This window comes from Aeromonas dhakensis (genome assembly GCF_002285935.1).
Classification (GTDB): Bacteria; Pseudomonadota; Gammaproteobacteria; order Enterobacterales; family Aeromonadaceae; genus Aeromonas; species Aeromonas dhakensis.
This window is the reverse complement of record NZ_CP023141.1, coordinates 4,104,707-4,127,465: the sequence shown is the minus strand read 5'-3', so window position 1 is coordinate 4,127,465 and position 22,759 is coordinate 4,104,707. Positions and strand designations below refer to the sequence as shown.

General features: G+C 58.2%; 19 protein-coding genes. 4 read left to right on the top strand and 15 right to left on the bottom strand.

Going from position 1 to position 22,759, the window contains the following annotated elements; genetic code table 11:
• Window positions 1-22 precede the first annotated feature (22 nt).
• The 7 genes from mnmA to CK627_RS19050 form a co-directional block, all read right to left on the bottom strand.
• A complete protein-coding gene (gene mnmA / locus CK627_RS19080) occupies window positions 23-1,129 on the bottom strand; it encodes a tRNA 2-thiouridine(34) synthase MnmA (RefSeq protein WP_010634593.1) in 1,107 nt (368 codons plus the stop codon).
• Window positions 1,130-1,287: 158 nt separating this feature from the next.
• Window positions 1,288-1,755: an NUDIX hydrolase gene (locus CK627_RS19075; RefSeq protein ID WP_095593129.1), complete on the bottom strand. Its 468-nt coding sequence runs from the start codon at window positions 1,753-1,755 to the stop codon at window positions 1,288-1,290.
• Between the two features lie 95 nt (window positions 1,756-1,850).
• Window positions 1,851-2,768 (bottom strand): pseudouridine synthase, encoded by a 918-nt coding sequence (locus CK627_RS19070; protein WP_095593128.1) that lies wholly within the window; start codon window positions 2,766-2,768, stop codon window positions 1,851-1,853.
• 77 nt (window positions 2,769-2,845) lie between these two features.
• Window positions 2,846-3,613 (bottom strand): PTS sugar transporter subunit IIA, encoded by a 768-nt coding sequence (locus tag CK627_RS19065; protein WP_095593127.1) that lies wholly within the window; start codon window positions 3,611-3,613, stop codon window positions 2,846-2,848.
• The gene (locus CK627_RS19060) at window positions 3,614-3,919 is read right to left on the bottom strand and encodes a PTS fructose transporter subunit IIB (RefSeq protein ID WP_017409976.1); all 306 of its coding nucleotides are present in this window, start codon (window positions 3,917-3,919) and stop codon (window positions 3,614-3,616) included.
• 298 nt (window positions 3,920-4,217) lie between these two features.
• Window positions 4,218-5,624, bottom strand: coding sequence for a hexose-6-phosphate:phosphate antiporter UhpT (uhpT, locus tag CK627_RS19055; protein ID WP_010634589.1), 1,407 nt, complete (start codon window positions 5,622-5,624; stop codon window positions 4,218-4,220).
• A 415-nt stretch (window positions 5,625-6,039) separates the two neighbouring features.
• Window positions 6,040-7,947, bottom strand: a complete 1,908-nt coding sequence (locus tag CK627_RS19050; protein ID WP_095593126.1) for a PTS fructose transporter subunit IIABC — start codon at window positions 7,945-7,947, stop codon at window positions 6,040-6,042.
• On the opposite strand from CK627_RS19050, the gene CK627_RS22700 reads away from it, so the two are divergent.
• The gene (locus CK627_RS22700) at window positions 7,946-8,140 is read left to right on the top strand and encodes a hypothetical protein (protein WP_157737198.1); all 195 of its coding nucleotides are present in this window, start codon (window positions 7,946-7,948) and stop codon (window positions 8,138-8,140) included. The two genes, CK627_RS19050 and CK627_RS22700, sit on opposite strands and share 2 nt — an antisense overlap.
• Before the next feature lie 681 nt (window positions 8,141-8,821).
• On the opposite strand, the gene CK627_RS19045 is transcribed toward CK627_RS22700, so the two are convergent.
• From CK627_RS19045 to CK627_RS19025, 5 genes are all read right to left on the bottom strand, one after another.
• On the bottom strand, window positions 8,822-10,321 hold the full coding sequence (locus CK627_RS19045; RefSeq protein ID WP_217349751.1) for a hypothetical protein: 1,500 nt from the start codon (window positions 10,319-10,321) through the stop codon (window positions 8,822-8,824).
• A 275-nt stretch (window positions 10,322-10,596) separates the two neighbouring features.
• Window positions 10,597-11,718 carry a dsDNA nuclease domain-containing protein gene (locus tag CK627_RS19040; RefSeq protein WP_217349750.1) on the bottom strand — a complete coding sequence of 374 codons (1,122 nt, stop codon included), beginning with the start codon at window positions 11,716-11,718 and terminating at the stop codon, window positions 10,597-10,599.
• A 411-nt stretch (window positions 11,719-12,129) separates the two neighbouring features.
• A complete protein-coding gene (locus tag CK627_RS19035; RefSeq protein WP_095593125.1) occupies window positions 12,130-12,606 on the bottom strand; it encodes a GNAT family N-acetyltransferase in 477 nt (158 codons plus the stop codon).
• Between the two features lie 54 nt (window positions 12,607-12,660).
• Complete coding sequence (locus CK627_RS19030) at window positions 12,661-12,936, bottom strand: hypothetical protein (RefSeq protein WP_095593124.1); 276 nt, start codon at window positions 12,934-12,936, stop codon at window positions 12,661-12,663.
• Window positions 12,937-13,031: 95 nt separating this feature from the next.
• The gene (locus tag CK627_RS19025; protein WP_095593123.1) at window positions 13,032-13,496 is read right to left on the bottom strand and encodes a MerR family transcriptional regulator; all 465 of its coding nucleotides are present in this window, start codon (window positions 13,494-13,496) and stop codon (window positions 13,032-13,034) included.
• A gap of 216 nt (window positions 13,497-13,712) precedes the next feature.
• On the opposite strand from CK627_RS19025, the gene CK627_RS19020 reads away from it, so the two are divergent.
• On the top strand, window positions 13,713-14,957 hold the full coding sequence (locus tag CK627_RS19020) for an NADH:flavin oxidoreductase/NADH oxidase family protein (protein WP_095593122.1): 1,245 nt from the start codon (window positions 13,713-13,715) through the stop codon (window positions 14,955-14,957).
• A 209-nt stretch (window positions 14,958-15,166) separates the two neighbouring features.
• Here the strand turns inward: CK627_RS19020 and CK627_RS19015 are convergent, their stop codons facing one another.
• Window positions 15,167-16,204 carry a Mal regulon transcriptional regulator MalI gene (locus CK627_RS19015; RefSeq protein WP_095593121.1) on the bottom strand — a complete coding sequence of 346 codons (1,038 nt, stop codon included), beginning with the start codon at window positions 16,202-16,204 and terminating at the stop codon, window positions 15,167-15,169.
• Between the two features lie 273 nt (window positions 16,205-16,477).
• Here CK627_RS19015 and malX point away from each other — a divergent pair, with 273 nt between their 5' ends.
• Both malX and CK627_RS19005 read left to right on the top strand, forming a co-directional pair.
• Window positions 16,478-18,049: a maltose/glucose-specific PTS transporter subunit IIBC gene (gene malX, locus CK627_RS19010; protein WP_095593120.1), complete on the top strand. Its 1,572-nt coding sequence runs from the start codon at window positions 16,478-16,480 to the stop codon at window positions 18,047-18,049.
• Between the two features lie 75 nt (window positions 18,050-18,124).
• Complete coding sequence (locus CK627_RS19005; protein WP_095593119.1) at window positions 18,125-19,327, top strand: MalY/PatB family protein; 1,203 nt, start codon at window positions 18,125-18,127, stop codon at window positions 19,325-19,327.
• 27 nt (window positions 19,328-19,354) lie between these two features.
• Here CK627_RS19005 and CK627_RS19000 read toward each other — a convergent pair whose 3' ends face one another.
• Both CK627_RS19000 and CK627_RS18995 read right to left on the bottom strand, forming a co-directional pair.
• Window positions 19,355-20,134, bottom strand: a complete 780-nt coding sequence (locus CK627_RS19000; protein ID WP_254425331.1) for a hypothetical protein — start codon at window positions 20,132-20,134, stop codon at window positions 19,355-19,357.
• A gap of 356 nt (window positions 20,135-20,490) precedes the next feature.
• Window positions 20,491-22,380, bottom strand: a complete 1,890-nt coding sequence (locus CK627_RS18995; protein WP_095593117.1) for a PTS fructose transporter subunit EIIC — start codon at window positions 22,378-22,380, stop codon at window positions 20,491-20,493.
• Window positions 22,381-22,759 lie beyond the last annotated feature (379 nt).

Sequence of the window (22,759 nt, the reverse complement as noted above, 5' to 3'; positions counted from 1 at the left end):
GACGCTTGTGAGCGTCCAGCCCTTACACCGGATGGCTGAAACGCTGCTCTATTATGCCGCCGCCCAGACACACTTCCCCGTCGTAGAAGACGGCGGACTGGCCCGGGGTCACCGCAGCCTGTTTCTCGTCGAAGATGACCCGGATGGTCTCATCGTCGATGGGCTGGATCAGGCAGGGAATATCTTCCTGCCGATAACGGGTCTTGACGGTGCAACGGCGCGGTTCGCGAATGGGGGTGCGATCCACCCAGTGCAGCTGGCTCGCAATGAGGCCATCGGAGTAGAGGCGGGGATGTTCCCCCTGCGCCACGATCAGGGTGTTGCGCTCGACCTCTTTGTCGACCACGTACCAGGCCTCTTCGGTGGCATCTTTGCGCCCGCCGATGCCAAGCCCCTTGCGCTGGCCCAGGGTGTGATACATCAGCCCCTGGTGCTCGCCGATCACCTTGCCGTCGACGGTTTCGATGGGACCGGGCTGGGCGGGCAGGAACTTGGCCAGGAAGTCCTTGAATTTGCGCTCACCGATAAAGCAGATGCCGGTGGAGTCTTTCTTCTTGGCGGTGATGAGATCCAGCTGCTCGGCGATGCGGCGCACCTCGGGCTTCTCGAGATCCCCGACCGGGAACAGGCTCTGACCCACCTGGGTTTCGCTCAGGGTGTAGAGGAAGTAGCTCTGATCCTTGTTGGTATCGAGGCCGCGCAGCAGGCGCGGGCGGCCGGTGCTGTCGTCACGGCGCACATAGTGGCCGGTGGCGATGTAGGTGGCCCCCAGCTCCTCGGCGGCAAACTCCAGGAACGCCTTGAACTTGATCTCCTTGTTGCACAGGATATCCGGGTTCGGCGTACGGCCGGCCTTGTACTCTTCGAGGAAGTGCTCGAACACGTTGTCCCAGTACTCGGCAGCGAAGTTGATGGTGTGGAGTTTCATCCCCAGCTTGTCGCAGACGGCCTTGGCATCAGCCAAATCCTGGGCGGCAGAGCAGTACTCGTCCGTGTCGTCTTCTTCCCAGTTCTTCATGAACAAGCCTTCGACCTGATAGCCCTGCTGCTGGAGCAGGTAGGCCGAGACGGAAGAATCCACGCCGCCGGACATGCCGACGATCACCTTGATTTGGCTGTTGTCTGTCATTAGTCGAAGTTACCAGTTCGTTTAAACGGGGCGTATTCTACCAGAATTTCGCGCCCCCGGTCACATATCCATGCCGCCGTTCCCATCAGGAACCTGGCAGCAGGAAATCGTTTTTCTTGTCTCGGCCTCACGGCGTCAAAAAGAGCCTCCAACGGCTCTTAGATAAAGGCCTTGAGGGCCGACAGCGGTAAGCGGGCACCCGCCAGATAGTCCTGAATGCACTGCCACACCAGAGGGCTTCTCAGGGCCGCTTTGCACTCGGCAATCTCCTCCAGGGTGAGCCAGTGGCAGGCCAGCACGTCGCCGTCGGGATCCTCTGGATGGTGCTGACCCGGCGCCTTTTCAAGGTCGAAGATGACGGCGATGCGCACAAAGGTGGCCTCGCTGTCCGCCGGCTTGTAGAGATAGACCCCGAGCCAGGCGGTAGGAGCGGCGGTGAGCCCGGTCTCTTCTTTCAGCTCGCGGCAGGCCGCCTGGACGAGATCTTCCCCCGGCTCCACGTGGCCGGCGGGCTGGTTGAAACGGCGCTGGCCTTTTATCTCCTCTTCCACCAGCAGGAAGCGGCCTTGCCAGTGCACCAGGGCGGCCACGGTAAGGCGGGCGGGCAGGGGGGGATGATCGCTCATTGGGACTCCTTGTCTTGTGTATTGTGCCTTGCTGTGGCACTCGATCAGGTTGCGCCATCTATGTTGCGGCACTCTGGCCAAATGGCTTGCTCGTGTTATTCCGATGGCTTGCTGCGGGCCGGGCGGCGCGCGGTGCCACGCCCGCCGCTGCGATTGGCCGAGCGGGGGCTCGCTTCGCGGCTGTCCCGCTCCTGGTGTTGGGCGTGACGGGTCGGCCGGGCCTTGCTGTTGCTGCCGGCCCCCTGTGGCTTGGCGGATGCGCGCGGCTTGCCGTGCACAGCCGATTGCCGCGGTGCCGCTGCCAGCTCGGGAGCGGGCAGGGCGCGGCTCTCCCCCGGTGCCAGACCATCGAGGGTCCACTCCCCGATGGCGTAGCGGACAAGGCGCAAGGTGGGGTGACCGATATGGGCGGTCATCCGCCGCACCTGGCGGTTGCGCCCCTCGACAATCTTGATCTCCAGCCAGCAGGTGGGGATCTCCTTGCGCTCGCGTATGGGCGGATTGCGCGGCCACACCGCAGGTTCATCCATGATGCGCGCCCCGGCGGGCAGGGTCATGCCGTCGTTGAGCTCCACCCCGGCGCGCAGGGCGGCCAGTTTCTCCTCGCTCGGCACGCCTTCCACCTGCACCCAGTAGGTCTTGGGGGTCTTCTCCCCCGGCTGGGTGAGGCGCGCCTGCAGCTTGCCGTCGTTGGTGAGCAGCAAGAGCCCCTCGCTGTCACGGTCGAGCCGGCCCGCGGCATAGATGCCGGGCTCGGTGATGTAATCCTTGAGGGTCTCGCGGCCCGCCTCGTCGGTGAACTGACAGAGCACCATGTAGGGTTTGTTCAAGAGCAGCAGCTTGCGATCGGCAGGCGCCGGTGCCGGTTTGCGCTCGCCCTCCTTGTCTCTCATGGCGTGCTGCGCCTCCCGGCGCTGGGATGGGCGCGCCGTGGCGGGTCCTTTGGCCTTGTGCTCGGTGTCAGGGCGGGCGGAGAGGGAGAGACGGGGGCGGGCTGATTTCATCGCATGCATACCAAAAACAGGGGAAGGGCGAGTGTACCACAGGGGGCTGTCGCGGACATGAACGACGGGGACGGGAGGCCAGCCGCTCAGCCGAGCAGGCCGTCGATGACGATGGCCTGACGGGCGGGGGAGGAGCCGGCGTGCAGCAGCGCCGTGCCCACCTGCTCGTCTATCAATGCGCGGGCCAGCCGGGTGAGGGGGCGCAACTGCTCGGGAGCCAGGCCGGCGGGGACCGCCAGCAAAATCAGGGTCTGCACCGGCCCGAGTGCGGAGCCCCACTCGATGGGCTCGCTGCTGCTGAGCAGCGAGAGCGCGGGGCGGCGGATGGCGGGGCAGATGACGTGGGGCATGGCGAGGCCGGGCCGGATGATGGTGGCGGCCAGCTGCTCGCGCACGGCGATGGCCTGCTCCAGCATGGGTCTGTCGCTTATCAGCGCGGCGGGCAGCAGATCCACCAGCACCGCCAGTGCCTGGGCCTTGTCGAGGGGCGCCGTGGCATGGCCGAGCTGGGCCAGGGTGAAGCAATAGTCGGGCAGTGCCTGGCCGAGGCGCTGCTCGGCCAGGGCGGCGCTGCCCGGGCGCCCCAGCGGCTGGCCCAGTTCCACGCACCAGCAGGTGAAGGCCATGTGGGCGAGCTCGGCATCCAGCCCCTCGATCAGCAGCAGACAGAGATCGCCGGGCTGGGTGGCCAGGGTGAGCAGGGAGAGCTGGTTGGTCGCCTCCACCGCCTGGCGGCGGGTGACGTTGATGAACTGGATATGGGACTTGAACAGCCCGGCCAGCCGGCTCAACTGCTTGGCCTGGGTGATGGTGAGCCCCAGCCGGCAGTGAAAGGAGATCTCGCGGATCAGCATTCAGACGCCGGGGGCGGCGGTCTTGAGCACGGCCACCGCATCGAGCAGCACCGCCTCCAGCGCCACCTGGTGGATAGGGCAGCCGAGGAAGCGATCTTTTTGCTCAATCTCGATATCGGAGGCGATCAGCACCAGATCGGCGCCGGCGATGTCGCGGGCGGTGAGGATGTTCTCCAGCCCCATGGCCCCCTGGGTCTCGACCTTGATCTTGAGCCCCAGCTTGTCGGCGGCTTTTTGCAGCGCCTCGGCGGCCATGTAGGTGTGAGCGATGCCGGTGGGGCAGGCGGTGACGGCGAGGATCTTCATGGGCTCTCACGGCAAATTCGGGTGGGGCAACAAGATAGCGCCAAGGGGCGGTCTTGCCAAAGGGGCGGAGGCAAAAATGGGATCCCGACTGCGCTCTGTTGAAGGGATGGGCAAGGGGTGAGCGCTTTTGTGGCCCCAAAAGGGACAAATGGGGAAGCGGAGATAAAAAACGGCCCGCCAGAGGGCGGGCCGAATGCACACTACGGAGTGAAACCTTGAGACCGGGCAATCAGTGCCCAGTAAGCCGGGGCTCAGGCGGACTGGGCGGCCAGGGGGGCAGCTTTCAGCTCGCGCTGGTTCAGACGGACTGGGTCGCCAAAGTGGCAGCTTTCAGCTCACGTTTGATGCGGCGGATCTTGCGCTCTTCGGCAACTGCGACGCAGGCCATCAGCACCAGACAGGCGGCGGCGGCCATGTCCAGCGCCGCGAAGGTGCCGCTCCAGCCGGTCAGGCCGAAGATGGGGGTGCCGTCGGCGATCATGCCCAGACCCAGTTTGGCGAAGCTGTCACCGATGAGGTAGGCGAAGGTGCCCTTGACGCCATCGGCCACGCTGATCCCCTGCTTGGGTACGAAGCCCACGGCGGCCACGCCGATCAGCAGTTGCGGACCGAACACCAGGAAGCCCAGCAGGAACAGGGAGCCCAGGAACATGAACTGGGTGGTAGCGTGCTGGTAGAGCCCCAGGGTGGCGATGATCAGCGCCAGCGCCACGCAGGCCACCAGACCACGGCGACCGTTGGCCAGATCGGAGAGGTAACCCCACATCAGGGTGCCGACCAGGGCGCCCACTTCGAAGAAGGTAAAGCCCTGAATGGCTACGTCTTTGGAGAAGCCGAGCTCCTGGTGGGCGTAGACGGTAGACCACTGGTCGATACCGATGCGCACCACGTAGAGGAAGATGTTGGCAAAGCAGAGCAGCCAGATCACCTTGTTGAGCAGCACGTACTTCACGAAGATCTGCCACTTGGTCAACTTCTGCTCTTCGGTGGCGACGTCTTCTTCGCTCGCCACTTCGTCAAACAGCTCTTCCACCTTGCCCAGGCCATAGGCTTCCGGCGAATCGCTACCAAAGCGCAGGCCGACAAAACCGACGATCAGCGCGATGATGGAGGGGAAGATGAACATGCCGAGCACGTTGCCATCGAACAGGTAGTTGGCACCGAACAGCGCCACACCGGCCGCACCGGCGCCGCCCACGTTGTGGGAGAGGTTCCACATGCCCAGATAGGTGCCGCGCTTGTTGCGGGGCGTCCACTTGGTGATGGTGGAGTAGCTGCAGGAGCCGCCGCAGCTCTGGAAGAAACCGCTGGCCGCGTAGAAGAAGATCATCAGGTAGAGGCTGAAACCGGTGCCGCCCATGCTGGCACTGAAGCCCAGCATGCAGAGAGAGGAGAGGATCAGCATCAGCGGCAGGAACTGCTTGGTGTTCTTGCCATCGGCATAGTAGGAGACGATGGTCTTGCCCACCCCGTAGGTGATGGAGAAGCCAAGGCCGATCATGCCGAGCTCAGTCATGGATAGACCGTACTCCTGGATCATGTCGTTCTGCGCAATGTTGAAGTTCTTGCGGATCAGATACATGGTCAGGTAACCGATGAACACAACCAGATAGGATTGCATAAACGGTTTGAACCAGAGCTTGCGCCGGGCTTCGACCGGCAGGTTCAGGGTGGGGACCCGGACCTGTTCGAGCAGTTTAAACATCTTCGTTCATCCTCTGCGAGATAGACGCTGTTTCCGCCGCGTTCCACCCTTTTTGATTGGAGTTGGAGGTCACGCCACGGAAAGAACAACAGGAAGCGGGCGCGATGCGCGGCGAGCCCCTGTCGATTGAACCCATGCCCGTCCCTTGCGCCATGGCGCGGGTCGGGTAACCACATCAGGTAGCGTGACTTTAATGAGGCGCGCTGCAAATGGCGTGAGAGCCATCCCTAGGGGGGGTAGGAAAATTTCCTAGTTTGGCGGGATCCGGCCGCGAAGCGTGAAGAGGATCACAAGCCTGCGTCGTAAAGCAGAGGTGGACGGGCTCTCTCGAACCCGACAAAAGAGGAGGCCACCCGCAGGTGGCCTCGTTTGGTTTGGTCACCGCCCCGTAGGGGGCGGCTTGGTTGGGCGGGGATCAGGCGGCCTTGGCCAGGGTCACCTCATCACTCTTCTTGACCCGCAGCTTTTTCAGGGCAACCGCCACCACGCCGGTGACGATGGCGCCGCAGATCATGCAGAGCAGGGCCAGCAGCGGCTTGTTGACGGCGCCCAGCAGGGCCACGATGGGGCCACCGTGGGCGACGCTGTTGGTGATGCCAAACAGGAAGGCCATCACAGCGGCGGTCATGCTGCCCAGCACGTTGGCCGGGATGACTGCGAGCGGGTCACGGGCGGCAAACGGAATCGCCCCCTCGGAGATCCCCACCAGACCCATGGCGCCGGCAGCCTTGCCCGCTTCAATCTCGGTGGCATCGAAGATGCCGAGCTTGCGACCGAGCACGGTAGCGAGCGACATGCCAAGGGGCGCGGCCGGGATGGCGCAGGCCATGGCGCCCATGAACTGGGTCTGGCCGGAGGCGATCATGCCCACCGAGAACAGGAAGGCCACCTTGTTGACCGGGCCACCCATATCAAAGCCGGCCATGCCGCCCAGCACGATCCCCAGCAGCACCAGGCTGCCACCGCTCATGGAGAGCAGCATGGCGTTCAGACCCGTCATCATGTCGGCAATGGGGGCGCCGATGATGAAGATGAAGACCGCAGCGATAAAGAGCGACCCGACGATGGGGGCGATCAGGATCGGCACCAGCGGCTGCACCATCTTGTGGTAGTGGCGGGTGGCGATCCAGCGCACCAGATAACCGACCAGGAGGCCCGCGATGATGGCACCGATAAAGCCGGTGCCGGCGTCAGCGCCGTAGAAGCTGCCGTTGTTGGCGATCCAGCCGCCGATAAAGCCCGGCGCCAGCGCGGGTCTGTCACCGATGGCGTAGGCGATATAGCCCGCCAGAATGGGGATCATCAGGGTGAAGGCGGCGACGCCCACGTTGAGGATCTGGTTCCACATGCTCCCTGCCGGGATCTGCATGCCGCTTGGGGTCGGATCGCCGCCGATGGCCAGAGCCAGGGCGATCAGCAGACCCCCGGTGACCACAAACGGGATCATGTGGGAGACGCCGTTCATCAGATAACGGTAGAGATCCGAGCTGCCGCCTGAGCTCTTCTCCTCGCTCTTGCGCTCATCCTTGTCCGCCACATAGGCGGGGGCCTTCAGTGCCTGCTCAATCAGCCCCTTGCCATCCTTGATGGGGGCCTTCACGCCGGTCTTGATGAGCGGCTTGCCGTTGAAGCGGGCCATGTCCACCTGCTTGTCGCAGGCCACCACGATGGCGCTGGCACGGGCGATCTCGGCCGCAGTCGGGCTGTTCTTGACGCCGATGGAGCCGTTGGTCTCCACCTTCACCTCAAAGCCCAGCTCCTTGGCTGCGCGCTCCAGGGATTCTGCCGCCAGGTAGGTGTGGGCGATGCCGGCCGGGCAGCCGGTGACGCCGATGATCAGCCCCTTGTCGGCGGCCGGGGTGGCCACCGTCTCTTCTTTCTTCTCGAGCAGCAGAGCCAGCGCATCGGTAGGCGTCTTGGCTGCCAGCAGGGCATCGATAAAGCCCTCTTCAATCAGCTTGGCGGAGAGCTCGGCCAGCACCTCGATATGGTGGTTGGCGCCGCCAGCCGGGGAGGCAATCATGAAAAACAGCCGGGAGGGCTTGCCATCCTCGGCGCCGTACTCGATACCGGCGCGGCTGATGCCGATGGCCACCGCCGGGGTGCTCACTGCCGCACTCTTGGCGTGGGGCAGGGCAACGCCCTCTTCAAAGCCGGTATTGTCAAGTTCTTCCCGGGCCCACAGGTCCTTGATGAACTGCTGCTCGTCGCTGACCTTGCCTTGCGCCGCGAGCAGACGGGTCATCTCGGTGAAGACCTCCTCCTTGCGCGTGGCCTTTAAATCGAGGGCGATCAGCTGCTCGTTGATAAGGGTGGTGATCATGGCGTTCTCCCTGCTCCTGGCCGGAGCCTGTTGGCATTTCTTCCTGGGCTACCGCCCAGGACATGCAGACAAAAGTGACCCCACTATTATCCCGCCCGCAGGGCAGCGCACCTATCGGACAAAACTGCGAAATACTGGATTTTTGTGCGATATGGCCTTGTGTGTGATCCTGATCGCACTGCAAACCAGCTGAAAAAATGGGTCTTGATTGAATCGATTGGTTATTTTTTGTTTTGAAAAATCAGCATCTTGGTGTTGATCGTTTCAACGTGCCTTTATGATGGAGAGTGATGTTATCCGGCCTAGAATCGGTGAGAAACTGTAAATTTGTGAGGTGAAAAGAGCGGGCAGTGTGTGAGCTGTCGCACATAAATGGCAATGACGGGGCGCTTGATAAGGGGAGACCGGCGAGGGGAAAGGTGGAAAAATGGGTTGAGCCATTGGAGCCAGACAGCCCACCACAACGCGCGAGTGAAGCCATAGGAGTTGGCCCCGTAGGGTGCAATGAACGAAGTGAATTGCACTGCCTGTTTGGGTAGGCAGGGTGGAGGTAGGAGAGGGGATGGCCGAAAAGAGAGAGGCGATAACGCGAACGTCCGAATACGCTGCGCTATTCGAACCTACCGACGTACTTTGCATCCGACTGAGCCGTCATCTGGCTCGATAACTATGTACGAGCTACTCAATTCCCGCGATAGCCGCCGCGACGCCGATGACGATCAGAGTGAGGCAGCTAGTATTGGGTAATTTTTATATTGTGTTGTGAAGGGGAAAATTTAAAATTTTGGAGATATATTCTCAAGTTTGTGGTAAGTGGCGGTTTGCTGCGTTTAGCGCCAATTATTACAAGTTGACGCTAAACGCAGCTGATGTTCTATGGTGATGTTATTCGAATGGTATCCAGATGAATGTCTTGATGATCATCTAATCGTTGGGAAAGAAAACTCCTTTCAAACATACCATCTCCAATGTAAAGAAGCTTAGAGTTTTCAGGGAAAAATCTCTTTTTAACTTCCTTGACTTTTATCATCTCGATTGGGGTTAGAGCCTCTTCATTAGGTATTTCAAGATTTTCCTTTACGTGTTCGGATATAGATATGAAACTTTGAGTATCTTGCGGCAAGTTATTACCAACAAAAGATAATATAAGCTCTAGGTTAGTATTATCAATATCCTCTTTTAAAATGGCATCTAGTAAAAACGGTAATCTATGTGCTTTGTTGGAAATCCTGATTATTTCATTTAATGCAAAGTGATAAGCCATTACTGTTTTGTGCAGTTCAACGCCTTGACGTGGAAATGAGTGGATTTCGTATAATGCTAGATATCTTGTATCAGTAAGGTTTTTCAGAGACAGTTGTGATGTATATTTTGAAAAAATATTTTCAAATGCTCTTTCTATTCTTTTCCTTTCGGCAATTGTTGTTTGCTCTGTGATCATTGAGGCAAGATCTTCATTTATAGTTTTTAGCTCAGCCTCAAACTCAGTCAGCTCTTTCTGCATTCGTTTATATAGAGAGAGACTAGCTTTAGTTTCAATCCATTGTTGAAATGTGATTCCATCAACTTTTTTATATAAAAGCACGCCGTAGTCATCGTTAAGTTCTTTGCTGATACGTATGATTTTTTTATTTGTGGAATTTATTGTGGACATTCTTTGAGTTAATTGTTCTGAAATATGAGTTTCTAGTTCAACAGTATCATTGTACTTCTGATAATGACTATACAGCCCCTCAAGCGAGTACGATAATATTTGTGTACATGCAGGGCATCTATCAATACCATTATAATTTTGTCTTTTTATGTTTTGCTTCGTTCGTTTCAATATTTTGTGATGATTTTGCAATAGAGATAATTCATTGCAAAGTTTGATGTATTTATGTCTTTCAATATCTAATGTATTGGACTTGATTATGTATTGTTCAATGTATTTTTCGGCATGTTCACCAAAAGTCTCATCAACTAGAGTTGCAAATATAAAGTCTGATTTTTTACTGTAACGTTTAAGGTTGTTGATATCTGATGTGAGACGTTCTTTTTCTTTTGTTAGTCGTCTATGCTCTACCCGATCAAAATTATTATTTATCCCAAGATAGTAATCTAAATAATCATCTTTAAATCCTTTATAGTATTGTAGATTTGAAAATGACTCTCTTAAATAAACCCATCCAACAGATTGCGATATATAGTATGGTAAGAACATACTTTCTAGCGGTGCTGTTTTTAATTCGCCTTTCTGCTCTAAATATAAATTGAAACCAATTAATTCTCTTATGTACTCTTTTAATTTTATATGTTCAGCACTGTTATCTGCATCAACACCATAGAAGGAAGTTATTTTCCCACTGGGTTCTTTAATATATATTGATTTCATTTCTCGAACAATCGAAAAGCATTCCGTTATATCACTCCCTGATATTGTTCGTGTAAAGTCAATCCTAAAGGTTGGGTTGTAATCTAAAATCTCGCTTAGGCTTTCTTTTACATCATTAATTCCAAAGGTAAATAGTAAGCTCTGAATTAAAGAGCTTTTGCCGGAAGTATTACGACCACTAACAATATTTACACCAGAAATGAAAGTGTCATAGAAACAACAGTTTTTTGATTCTGAGAATACAAATAAAGAGTCAAATTAAATAATGGTTTTCATTATAAAGCCTTGCCGTGATATTCAACAAAAGAACATAAGGTGGAAAAGAAAATATCAATGTTGCTCAATCTAAGTGTATGTGTTTCTTTAATTTTAAAAAGGTAAGACTCAAACATTTCATCATAACTATAATAATCCATTGAAAAATCATTTTCTCTTACGAAACATTTTATTATTTGATGCTCATTGTTATTCATGTCTTTCAATAGTTCGAATGTATTTCGAATGTGATTTTCAAGATTGCTTTGTATTCCGATAGGGATTCTAAACGCTCTGGAGAGTGCAGCTGAGTTGTTTCGCCACAAATTAAATGTCTTCTGCTCGTTTTCAATTATATCGATGGCTAGTTTTATTTCATTCCCTTCCACTCTCTTACTGCTATCTAACAAGGTAATAATTTTCCCTTGGTTATATGTCGATTCGACCTCTCTAAATAAACTAAGAAGTAACTCAACTGCAGCTACAGGATCGAAAACATGTGGAAATTTTCTACACATCAAGCCAACTAAGGTATCGATTTGTAGTTTTTTGGTGCGAGGGAAATCTATCCATTGAATATGTAGATTTTCTAATTCACTATCATGATAAGCAGTCTGATTGCTTTCACAAAAAGTAATGACCTTTTCTTTTATTTTGTTTTTTATTTCATCAGGTATGGTGCTGTACTTACATTTGCAATTCTGTTCATTTAGGGTGTAAATAAGTTCTTTTTTTCCTTTTGTTTTTTCAATTTTCTTCGGTGTGTATTTTAACTCGATGTTTGAGTTTGATATAAATGTTAATTTATGAGAGTAGTCTTTACTTTTTGTAATTGGGTCACTTTTTAAACTTATGCCAACGCCCAGCATTTTTGTTAAAATTTCAGAGAATCTTTCATTTATAGACCAGACGTTTCCAGATAGTTTTTTAGCTTGAAAAGCATGGACTTCTTCAATTAGTTGATGGCAGTTTGTACGATAACAATATAGAAAGTCATCATGGTGTTCGATGCAAATGAAGAAATTTCTTTCTTTGAATTGCTCATAATCATTAAGTAATAAATAAAGTGCGCAGTTTCGCTGAAATTCGAAACCTAGTAACGCATCAATACCGGAATTAGCTGCTTTATTTATTGGATCCAAAATATCACCTTAAAAATGTAATTAATATGCGCTCTCGCAATAAAGGTGGTGAATTTAATAAGGAGTAATAATGATGGATATATATCATTATTGTTGCTCCTATCTATATTCTGTCTGGAAACATCAAGGTTGCATGTAGAAGCTGCACTAAGCACTATGAGAGAAGTTCTATTATTCGAAACCCCACGCTACCGCCCGTGGATTACAGCCTCCAGCCTGCTGCGGTCATCCGGCGATGTGGTGGATGGCGAAACGGCTGCACAGATGTGTCTCTGCAAGAATGGTTGCCAAGTGGACATCTTAACCAAGGTGACTGGGTGGCAAAACAAGAGGCTGATAAAAACCAGCCACAGATCAATAAATTGCTTGGTAAGGATGATGTGTTGGCTGCCGCCCACCGGTAGCAACGGGTTACTGGCCGCTATGGAGCGGGTTATTGGGTTCCAGCATCAGTGAAAGCCGCAGCATATCCTTGTGCTGGATACCGTGCTCCATCAAGGGCTCCGGATAGTGGATAAGGAAGTGATCCTTGATGACGCCATCCACGCGAAAGCCGTGGCGCTGGTAATAGGTGAGCTGGTGGCCGAAGCTGCCGGTACCGAGCTCGACGCGGTGTACCCCTTTCCCGGCCAGGCTGGTCAGCACGAAGCGCAGCAGGCCGGAGCCGATACCTTGCCGCTGGCGATTGGGGGCAACGGAGATATTGAAGATCTCGGCCGTTTGCTCCCCCACCAGACCCGTCACACAGGCGCCCACTACCTCGTTGCCCGCCAGGGCGGCAAAGCCCCAGGCGCCGGGCAGATAGGCGGCAATGCGCTGCTCTGCGGGATCGGCCTCCAGCAGCAGCGCCAGCGGCAGTTGACCGGGGGCCATCTCGACAAAGGTCATCTTTATTTCTCTTTTATCTCGCTCTGACTGTCCGGGGGCGCCGTCTTCTGGGCCTCAATATTCCAGAAACTTCTCGCCGCAGCGCTCGCAGATCAGATGTTTTACATGGGTGGCCTGATAGGCGAGGGTCTGGCCGAATACCGCGTTGGTCAGGCTGCTGGAGCGAAAGGCTTGCCAGAAGGCTTTGCGCGGATCCTTGGGCATGATGTCCTGACTGTGATCCCGTGGCACCAGCACCACGATATGGCGGGTGCGCTCCCGGCATTTGTCACAGCGATGGACTTCGCTTGGTGGCTCGCTTTGGGGTTGGGCGGTGCGCTCTGTTGTCATGATGATGACCTGTTATGGATGGCGCGCCCATCATAGTCTTCTTCAGTTGGCTCTCAATCCCCCATGCTGGGGGCGTGTGCTGGTTGCAAGCGGGATCACTTTTTGGGGCGCGTAGCGGGCTTGGCTGCGATGGTGTTTTTTGCGATGCCCTCGGGGGAGGGAATACCCATGCTGGCCAATACCCGGGCGGCGTTCTCTTCACACGGCATCTCGTCGGGTTTGGACTCCACCAGCCGGATCAGGGCCTGCAATTGCTGCTTGCTGTGGGCAAGTTTTGCCTCCAGCGCTTCTATGTCGCTTACCTTGGCCTCGAGCGCCGCCAGTAGCGGGGCGTGTTGCCAAGAACTGATATCTGCGGGCACCAACTGCTTGATCTCGTCGAGGGAGAAGCCCGCCTGTTGCGCCTGGCCGATGATGGTCAGCAAGGGTACCGTCTCGGGCGGGTAGTCGCGATAGCCATTGGCACCCCGCCGTACCTTGCTGAGCAGGCCTCTGGCTTCGTAGAAGCGGATGGCCGAGGCCGCCATGCCGGTCTGTTTGGCCAGTTCACCGATCTTCATCTTGCCTCCTGGGCTGCGGGTTGGCGGGTCTGCCCGCCAAACGGCGGGATCAAGGGGAATTCTAGGGTTAAAGCCCGCTTGAATGTCAACGGCACTGAGCAGGGACTGTGCGGGTGGATAGCATTTCTCCCATCGCTACGGCATCCCGATAAAGGGGCTTGACCTTTAAGTCAGCTTCAAACTTATGGTGGGGTCCTCATTACCGAGGAGATCGCCATGAATCCATTTACTCCCCTGACCCTGCCCAATGGCAGCCAGCTTATCAACCGCCTCGCCAAGGCGGCCATGGAAGAGAACATGGCCGACCGTGACCATGCCCCCTCAGAGGCGCTGATCCAGCTTTATCGTACTTGGGCAGAGGGTGGCGTCGGCCTGCTCATCACCGGCAATGTGATGGTGGACGGCCACGCCATGACGGGGCCGGGGGGCGTGGTACTAGATTCCCACGATCTCTCCCCAGAGCTGGCCGAGCGTTTCAGTGCCTGGGCCGAGGCGGCCAAGAGCGGGGGCGCCCAGATCTGGATGCAGATCAACCACCCCGGTCGCCAGATGCCGGCGGCGCTGGGGCAGCCCACCCTGGCCCCTTCCGCCGTGCCCATGGCGCTCGGCAGTTTCTCGAGGCAGTTCGCCCCGCCCAGAGCCATGAGCGAGGCCGACATTGCCGAGGTGAAGGCGCGCTTCATCAACACGGCGCTGCTGGCACAGCGTGTCGGTTTTGACGGGGTGCAGATCCACGCCGCGCACGGCTATCTGCTGAGCCAGTTCCTCTCGCCGCTCACCAACCAGCGCAGTGATCGTTGGGGCGGCGGCCTTGAGAATCGAGCCCGCTTGCTGCTGGAGATAGTAGAAGGGATCCGTCAGCAGGCGGGGGAGCGCTTTTCACTATCGGTCAAGCTCAACTCCGCCGACTTTCAGCGTGGCGGCTTCAGCACCGAGGATGCAAAGGCGGTGGTGGAGATGCTCAACCCGCTTGGGGTAGATCTGGTGGAGCTCTCCGGCGGCAGTTACGAGGCGCCCGCCATGCACGGCCAGGCCCGCGATGGTCGGACTCTGGCGCGGGAGGCCTATTTTCTGGAGTTCGCTCGGGAGATCGTCTCCGTTGCCCATATGCCCGTGATGGTGACCGGGGGAATTCGCCGCTATCCGGTGGTGGAGCAGGTGCTTGGCAGCGGGGTGGCGGTCGCCGGCATGGCCACTGCGCTGGCCATCGCCCCGGATCTGCCCGCCAGATGGCACCATGAGCAGGCGGCAAGTGCCGAGCTCAGGCCCATCCCCTGGCGCAACAAGGTGCTGGCCTCGGTAGGTTATATGGCGATGGTGAAATACCAGTTGCGGCGGCTGGGGCGCGGCCAGCCGAGCCGCCCCAAGATCGCGCCCGCCCTGGCGCTGGCCTGCCAGCAGTGGCAGACCCTGCTTGGCAACGCCCGCTATCGACGCTGGATCAAGGTGCAGGAAAAGTGAAGAGGTAGCGGCTCGTGAATTTGCCAGCCTTGCCAACTCAGGCCGATGCCCGTTTTTGCGGTTTGCTGGTGAGCAGTGACGATATGGCGGGTGGGGGTAAGCTCGGGCTTGCCCAGCCAACTCAAGCCGACGCCCGCTTCTGCGATTTGCTGATGAGCGGTGATGATATGGCAAATTCGGTCTGCTGCAGACGGACCTGCCTTGCCAACTCAAGCCGATGCCCGTTTCTGCAAGCTGGGGGTGATGATATGGCGGTTGGGGGCGAGCTCGGGTTGCTGCATCCGGGTCAGCAGGCGCAGGGCGGCCTGGCGGCCTATCTCTCGCGCCGGCGAGCTGACGAAGGTGAGGGCGGGGGAGGTGAGCTCGGCCTCCGCCACGTCGTCAAAGCCGAGCAGGGCCACCTGCTGGCCGATGTAGTTGTCCTTGCCCACGGTGCGGCCGCTCGCCTCGACGCCGTAGATGCCACCGAGGGCTACCTCGGGGTAGTGGCACAGAATGGCGGTCACCTTGGGGTGCTGGTGCAGCAGCTGGGCGATGGTGTCGGCGGCGCTGCGCTGGGTGCGTTCACACTCCAGTACCCACTCCGGTTTGAAGGGCAGGCCGTATTGCAACAGGCTGGCGCAGTAGCCGCCGATGCGCTCGGCGCGGGTGAGGGAGTCGGCCCGCCCGCCGACATAGGCGATGTGGCGGTGACCCTGTTCGATAAGGTAGGTGGTGGCCTGTTGGGCGGCGTGGGTGTTGTCCGGGCCGATAAAGTCCACGTCGTCCCGATAGTAGGAGCGGGCGGCGCACACCAGCGGCAGCGCCGAGTCGAGCAGGTGCTCCAGCGGCTTGGCGGCCGCACCGCGCACCGGGTTGAAGATGATGCCCGCCACCCCCTGGCGTGACAGGGACTGGATGCTCTGCTGTAACCGCTCGGGGCTGTGGCCGCACTGGGTCAGAAACAGCAGATAGCCTTGCTGCTCCAGCACCTCGCTCACCCCGGCGGTCACCTCGGTATAGAAGGGGTCGGTGATGTCCCGCAGGATCAACCCCACCAGGTTGGATTGCTGGCTGCGCAGGTTGGCGGCGGCGCTGTTGGGCACATAGTCGAGCGCCCTGATCGCCTGCTGCACCCGCTCGGCGGTGGCCGGCGAGATGCGCCCCTTGCCGTTGAGCACCATGGAAACGGTAGTGACCGATACTCCCGCCCACTGGGCGACATCGGTGATCTTGGTGGCTTTGGCAGAGAGGGATTTGGGCGACATAGGGCGAACGGGCGACGGCGAGTTGAGAGCGAGGCCCCAGCATACCTGCTCATATGCCTGAGTGAAACGTTACATCACCCTCGGGCCGATCCGGCTCACAGTTTTGCAAGCGCTTCCCTGACAGCACTTATATTCTGTGATCCTGTCGGCACTTGTAAGTTGATAAAACGTTTTATCATCCAGCAAAACCAGATACGGCTCGCCGTTGCCATCCGTCAGGGAGGCCACCGGGCTGGCGTATCGAATGACCCTCACCTCACAAGGATCTGACACATGGCCAAGTCCCCCGCCAAATCCACCGTATGGGAGTTCCTGCAGAGCCTCGGCAAGACCTTTATGTTGCCGGTCGCCCTGCTGGCCTTCTCGGGCATTCTGCTCGGTGTCGGCAGCTCGCTCACCAGCGATGCGGTCAAGCAGAGCATGCCCTTTCTCGACAATACCGTGCTGCAGTTGCTGTTCCTCTGGATGACCAAGGTGGGGCTGGTGGCCTTTATCTACCTGCCGGTGATGTTCGCGGTGGCCATTCCGCTGGGGCTGGCACGGGAAGAGAAGGGGGTGGCGGCCTTTGCCGGTTTCGTCGGCTATGCGGCGCTCAACCTCTCCATCAACTTCTACCTGACCGTGGCCAATGTCATCGGTGACGCAGCGGCGGAGAAGGCCTACGGGGTGAAATCCATCCTCGGCATCAGCTCCATCGACACCGGCATTCTGGGGGCCATCATCGTCGGGGTGATCGTCGCCAAGTTACACGCCCGCTTCTACACCTACAGGATGCCCGATGCGCTCGCCTTCTTCGGCGGGGCCCGCTTCGTGCCCATCATCACCGCCATCGTGCTGGGGGTGGTCGGTCTGGTGGTGCCCCTGGTCTGGCCCTGGTTTGCCGCCGGCATCAACGGCATAGGGGCGCTCATCTCCCACGCCGGCCCCTTCGGCCCCTTCCTGTTCGGTACCGGCGAGCGGCTGCTGCTGCCGCTCGGTCTGCACCACATTCTGGTGGCGCTCATTCGCTTCACCGAGGCGGGCGGCTCCCAACTGGTGTGCGGCAACGAGGTGAGCGGTGCCCTCAACATCTTCTACGCCGAGCTCTCCTGCGCCGACACCACCCAGTTCTCGGTGTCGGCCACCTCTTTCCTCTCTCAGGGCAAGATGCCGGCCTTCCTCGGCGGCCTGCCGGGGGCGGCGCTCGCCATGTATCACTGCGCCCGCCCGGAGAATCGCGGCAAGATCAAGGCGCTGCTGGTCTCCGGCGTGGTGGCCTGCGTCATCGGCGGCATCACTGAGCCGCTGGAGTTCCTGTTCCTGTTCGTGGCGCCTGTGCTCTACGTCATTCACGCCATCCTGACGGGTCTGGGCTTTATGACCATGGGGCTGCTTGGTGTCACCATCGGCAATACCGACGGCAACCTCATCGATTTTCTGGTGTTCGGCGTGCTGCAGGGCACCGCCACCAAGTGGTATCTGGTGCCGGTCGCGGCGGCCATCTGGTTTGCCATCTACTACAGCGTGTTCCGCTTCGCCATCGTGCGCTTCAACCTGAAAACCCCCGGCCGTGAAATCGAGACCAGCGAGGCGGCTCAACCCGCAGGCAAGAAGGCAGGCAACAGCGGCTACAACGGCGAAATCATCCTCAATGCGCTGGGCGGCGCCGGCAACATTCTGGCGCTGGATAACTGCATCACCCGCCTGCGGATGTCGGTGCAGGACATGAGCCGGGTCGATGACAAGGTATTGAAGGCGAACGGCGCCATCGGGGTGATCAAGCTCGACGAGCACAACCTGCAGGTGGTGATCGGGCCCCAGGTTCATCTGGTGAAAAACCAGCTGCAGAGCCTGATGGGGGCCTGAGTCGACCCTCTGTTACCCTGCGTTGGGGGGCGCCATGCCCCCTTGTTCATTGCTGTTTTTGCTGGGGAGAAAGAGATGCCCACTACCGAATCCTTTGATTTTGATCGCCTGGTCGATCGCCATGGCACCTACTGCACCCAGTGGGACTATGTGGCCGACCGCTTCGGCCACGCCGACCTGCTCCCCTTTACCATCTCCGACATGGACTTCGAGACTGCCCCCTGTATTCGTCAGGCCCTGGCCAGGCGCCTCGAACACGGGGTCTTTGGCTACAGTCGCTGGAATCACGACGACTTCAAGGGGGCGGTGAGCGACTGGTTTGCGCACCGCTACGGCTCTCGCCTTGACCCCGAGAGCCTGGTCTACGGCCCCTCGGTCATCTATGTGATCGCCCAGCTGGTGAGCCTCTGGTCGGCGCCGGGGGAGGGGGTGCTGGTGCATACCCCCGCGTACGACGCCTTCGGCAATATGCTGGCCGCCAACGACAGGGTGCTGCTGCCTTGCCCGATTAAAAAAGAGCAGGGGAGTTACCAGATCGACTGGCAATGTTTCGAGCAGCAAGCCGCCCGCCCCGATTGCAGGATTTTGCTGCTGTGCAGCCCCCACAACCCCACCGGCCGGGTCTGGACGCGGGATGAACTGGGCCGGATGGCCACTATCTGCCAGCGCCACGGGGTCAGGGTCATCTCGGACGACATCCATATGGATATGAGTTTTGCCCGCTACCTGCCGTGGAGCGAGGTGGCGCCGGATGACAACTGGGCACTGGTGAGCTCGGGCTCAAAATCCTTCAATATTCCGGCCCTTGGCGGCGCCTACGCCTTTATTGCCAACGCCGAAGCGCGGGCCGGCTATCTGCAGCGGCTCAAGGCGGGCCATGGTCTCTCATCGCCGCCCATTCTCGGGGTGCTGGCCCATATCAGCGCCTATCGGGACGGTGGCGCCTGGCTTGATGCCCTGAAAGCTTATCTGCACGGTAACCTCGTCCAGGTGGCGGCGCGGCTCAACACCGCTTTTCCCGCCATCGACTATCGGGTGCCTGAGGGGACCTATCTCGCCTGGATTGACTTGAGTGGCCTCGGCATCGACTCCACCGAGCGGATGGATGCGCTGCAACGCTTGCTGGTGGAGAAATACCGGGTCGCCATCATGCGCGGCGACACCTATGGCCCCGAAGGCAAAGGCTATCTTCGCCTCAACGTCGGCTGCCCGCGCTCAAAAGTAGATAAAGGACTCGACGCCCTGATCGGCGCGCTGCAAGAGCTGCTGGCCAGATAGAGCACCGCCGCCCTCGGGCGGCGGTTGCTATTTCGAGGCGGCCTTGTCAGGCCGATAGCGGGTCTCTTCTATCTGATCGAAGCGCAGGATCAGGGTATCACCCCCCTTGAGGCGATAGGCGCAGTGGGAAGTGTTGCAGGCGATGCGAATATGAGGCTCATTCCCCAGCAGGGGAGACTGACTATGGGCCTCTGTCTGCGGCCATTTGTCTTGTTCGAGGCGGGAGATCTGTGTTTGTGCCTCTTCAACACCTTTCACAAAAAACCAGAGCGCACCCATGACGGGGATCAATACGGATAACAACAAGAAGGCAAATTTGTCATAACTATCCACCATCCAAACAAATACCTTGAAAAGAGAAGGCGCGGGGTAACGTCGGCGCTTTTTAGCTCGTTTTACCAGCCAGCGGTATAAGCTCGACGTTTGCCATAACCAGGTGAGGTGGAGTCTTCTGCGGGGGCTGGTGATTAGGATGAAAGCCATAAAGAAAATTGTGAGTATGCTACCCAATACAGGCCACATCCAGGGTTTGAGCATATTGAGAGTCGTGAGCAGGCCAAAGGCTAGCAGATAATCTGCCGGCGGAGAAAATTCGGCATAGTCCAGGTTAAACGCCAAGGTATAGCCATAGTGATAGGCCATCCCCAGGAGATAGGTTGCTGCTGTCAGGGCAGGAATGGCCGCCACGACTAATCCCGCAAAGCGCCAAGTTGTCCCCTTTTCTTCGGGTTCCAGCTCAGAATTGCGCAATGTTTTTATATGTTGGCGAAGCCAGCGCCAACGGGCAGCGGCTGTTCGATTACTCACTGGGCGTCCCTTCACTCATCTAGTTGATATATGAATCTGTCAGAGAATAGCGCGGCTTCGAAACCGAACCTTGTGCGAACCGCAGGCACAGCAACTGGCGTTTATTCGGGATGGCGGGCGAGGCACTCGGGCAGGGTGAGCCGTACGTCCGTCAGATCCATCTGTGCAAGGCTCCGTCCATGTGTGGTCGCCAGGCCGGCTGGCAGGCGAAGGCACAATATGGCTCCTATCTTATCGATCCTGTGGGTGAGGTCGCCATCCCCGTTCGGGCGGCTGACGAAGGCTTGCAGCCTGATGCCGGGATAAAAGAAGGGGCCCTCGGCCCCTTCTGTCGCAGGTACTCTCAAGTCTCGTTGTCAGGCCACCTGACGCCCCGGCCGGGTGCGGGCCAGCAGCCCCTCCGGGTTGTGGATGGCCTCCCGGGTCTTGACGTCGATGACCTCGATATTAGCGAAGCGCTCCCTGTTCTTGATGGCCACATCGTGGGCCAGGATGACGCAGCGGGCGTTTGCCACGTCCTTGGCGCTGATGCGGTTGATGATGCCGTTGGCGCCCTGGGTTTCCACTTTGAGCTTGATGCCGGCCTTGGCGGCCGCCTTTTGCAGGCTCTTGGCGGCCAGGAAGGTGTGGGCCACGCCGGAGGGGCAGGCGGTGATGGCCAGCACCTCGGCTTCCCCTTCCGCCTCGATGATCTGGTACTCCTCCTGGCGCTCGCTGCTCTCTTCGGTGTCGCTGACCGGCTTTTTCAGCAGGTTGACGATAAGGGCCGTGGTGAGGGCACCGAGCAGGGTGCCGAGGATATAGCCCATCTTGCCCTCGACTACCGGCAGCACGATCCAGCCGCCCCAGGGGGCGTGGTTGATGCTGTGCATCATGAAGCCGGTGATGTTGCCGACGATGCCGCCTGCGACGATGGCCGGGATGACCCGCACCGGGTCGGCGGCGGCAAACGGAATGGCCCCCTCGCTGATGCCGATCATGCCCATGATGGCGGCCGCCTTGCCCGCTTCACGTTCCTCTTTCTTGTAGCGCTTGGGGGAGAGCAGAGTTGCCAGCGCCATGCCGAGCGGCGGCACGCAGATGGCGATGCCGACCCCGCCCATCAGCCAGGGCTGGGTGTTGACCTGGGTCTGGGCGAACAGGGTGGCTACCTTGTTGATGGGGCCGCCCATGTCAAAGGCGGTCATGCCACCGAGGATGGCCCCCAGCATCACCTTGCCGGAGCCCGCCATGCCGGAGAGCCAGTGGTTCATCCCCTCCATCATGGCGGCGATGGGGGCGCCGATGATCCACATGACGATGCCGCACACCAGGAAGGTGCCGATGAGCGGATAGATGAAGATGGAGCCGAGCGAACTCATGGAATCCGGCAGCTTGATGCGTTTGAGCTGGTTGACGATGAGGCCGGCGATAAAGCCCACCAGGATGGCGCCGAGAAAGCCGGTGTGAAACTGCTGCACGGCAATCCAGGAGCCGATCATGCCGGGGGCCAGGCCCGGTTTGTCCGCCATGGAGTAGGCGATGTAGCCGCCCAGCACGGCGGTAAACAGGGTGAGCCCGGCAATCCCCATGTCGGCCATGTCCTTGAGCACGCCCGCCTCGGGCACGGCGCCCTTGCCGCTGATCATCACCGACAGCGACAGCAGCACGCCCCCTGCGACTATGAAGGGGATCATGTGGGAGGTGCCAAACAGCAAATGCTGCTTGAGGGTGTTGAGCTGGGCCTTGATGCCGCGCTCCTGCGGCTCTGCCGGCTGGGCAGGTTGCGCTTGGGCGGGGGCGGCAGGGGCTGCGGACGGCCCTGGTGCGGCCAGCAAGGCGAGTACCTCGGCGTGGCTGGTGGCTGCCTGTATGCTGGCGATGAAGTCGGGTTCCAGCAGCTTGGTGGAGAGTTCGGCCAGCACCTCGATATGGTGGTTGGCGCCGCCCGCCGGGGAGGCAATCATGAAGAACAGTTTGGAGGGCTCGCCATCCTCGGCGCCGTAGTCGATGCCCTGGCGGCTGATGCCGACCACGATGGCAGGCTCTCGCACCGCCTCGCTCTTGGCGTGGGGCAGGGCGACCCCCTGCTCGAAGCCGGTGTTGTCGAGCGCCTCTCGCGCCCAGAGGTCGCGCACAAACTGCTCCTGACTGGCTATCTTGCCGCTAGCCTTGAGCCTCTCGGCCAGCTCGACAAACAGCGCCTGCTTGTCGCGGGCCGCAAGATCGAGGCAGATCAATCCTTCATCTATCAGGGTGGTGAGCATGGTTCTCTCCTGGCTGGTGCCGTCCGAATGGAACTGGTCCTGTTGAAAACGGTGGTGTAACTGGTTGACCTGCCTATTGTTTCTCCCAAGTGCCTAGGCCGAAATCGGACATATGTGCCCTTTACTGGATTTTTGTGTTGATGGCGCCTGCCTGTGACCCTGCTCGCATTTTGTTCGGTTGGTGAAGGTCGCGGGTGATGAACAAAAATAGCTTTTAAAACAGATAATTATTCTTGGTTTGAGGGAGGTTGATCACCAGCCGGCGGTTGGAGGGCCTGCTCTTTGTGGGTTGAGGGATGGAGATTTGTGTGCTCGAGCGAGCGGAAAAACTGTGAGCCGACCAGCAAAAGCGGCTGCCTGGCCCTGGGCGGCGATCATG

Excerpts from the sequence above, each read along its gene's own strand:
- CK627_RS19070 (WP_095593128.1), bottom strand. The coding sequence starts at position 2,768 with ATGCATGCGATGAAATCAGCCCGCCCCCGTCTCTCCCTCTCCGCCCGC.
- CK627_RS19060 (WP_017409976.1), bottom strand. The coding sequence starts at position 3,919 with ATGAAGATCCTCGCCGTCACCGCCTGCCCCACCGGCATCGCTCACACC.
- CK627_RS19065 (WP_095593127.1), bottom strand. The coding sequence starts at position 3,613 with ATGCTGATCCGCGAGATCTCCTTTCACTGCCGGCTGGGGCTCACCATC.
- CK627_RS19045 (WP_217349751.1), bottom strand. The coding sequence starts at position 10,321 with ATGAAATCAATATATATTAAAGAACCCAGTGGGAAAATAACTTCCTTC.
- CK627_RS19075 (WP_095593129.1), bottom strand. The coding sequence starts at position 1,755 with ATGAGCGATCATCCCCCCCTGCCCGCCCGCCTTACCGTGGCCGCCCTG.
- CK627_RS19025 (WP_095593123.1), bottom strand. The coding sequence starts at position 13,496 with ATGAAGATCGGTGAACTGGCCAAACAGACCGGCATGGCGGCCTCGGCC.
- CK627_RS19035 (WP_095593125.1), bottom strand. The coding sequence starts at position 12,606 with ATGACCTTTGTCGAGATGGCCCCCGGTCAACTGCCGCTGGCGCTGCTG.
- CK627_RS19015 (WP_095593121.1), bottom strand. The coding sequence starts at position 16,204 with ATGTCGCCCAAATCCCTCTCTGCCAAAGCCACCAAGATCACCGATGTC.
- CK627_RS19020 (WP_095593122.1), top strand. The coding sequence starts at position 13,713 with ATGAATCCATTTACTCCCCTGACCCTGCCCAATGGCAGCCAGCTTATC.
- mnmA (WP_010634593.1), bottom strand. The coding sequence starts at position 1,129 with ATGACAGACAACAGCCAAATCAAGGTGATCGTCGGCATGTCCGGCGGC.
- CK627_RS19030 (WP_095593124.1), bottom strand. The coding sequence starts at position 12,936 with ATGACAACAGAGCGCACCGCCCAACCCCAAAGCGAGCCACCAAGCGAA.
- CK627_RS18995 (WP_095593117.1), bottom strand. The coding sequence starts at position 22,380 with ATGCTCACCACCCTGATAGATGAAGGATTGATCTGCCTCGATCTTGCG.
- CK627_RS22700 (WP_157737198.1), top strand. The coding sequence starts at position 7,946 with ATGGCGTTCTCCCTGCTCCTGGCCGGAGCCTGTTGGCATTTCTTCCTG.
- uhpT (WP_010634589.1), bottom strand. The coding sequence starts at position 5,624 with ATGTTTAAACTGCTCGAACAGGTCCGGGTCCCCACCCTGAACCTGCCG.
- CK627_RS19005 (WP_095593119.1), top strand. The coding sequence starts at position 18,125 with ATGCCCACTACCGAATCCTTTGATTTTGATCGCCTGGTCGATCGCCAT.
- CK627_RS19050 (WP_095593126.1), bottom strand. The coding sequence starts at position 7,947 with ATGATCACCACCCTTATCAACGAGCAGCTGATCGCCCTCGATTTAAAG.
- malX (WP_095593120.1), top strand. The coding sequence starts at position 16,478 with ATGGCCAAGTCCCCCGCCAAATCCACCGTATGGGAGTTCCTGCAGAGC.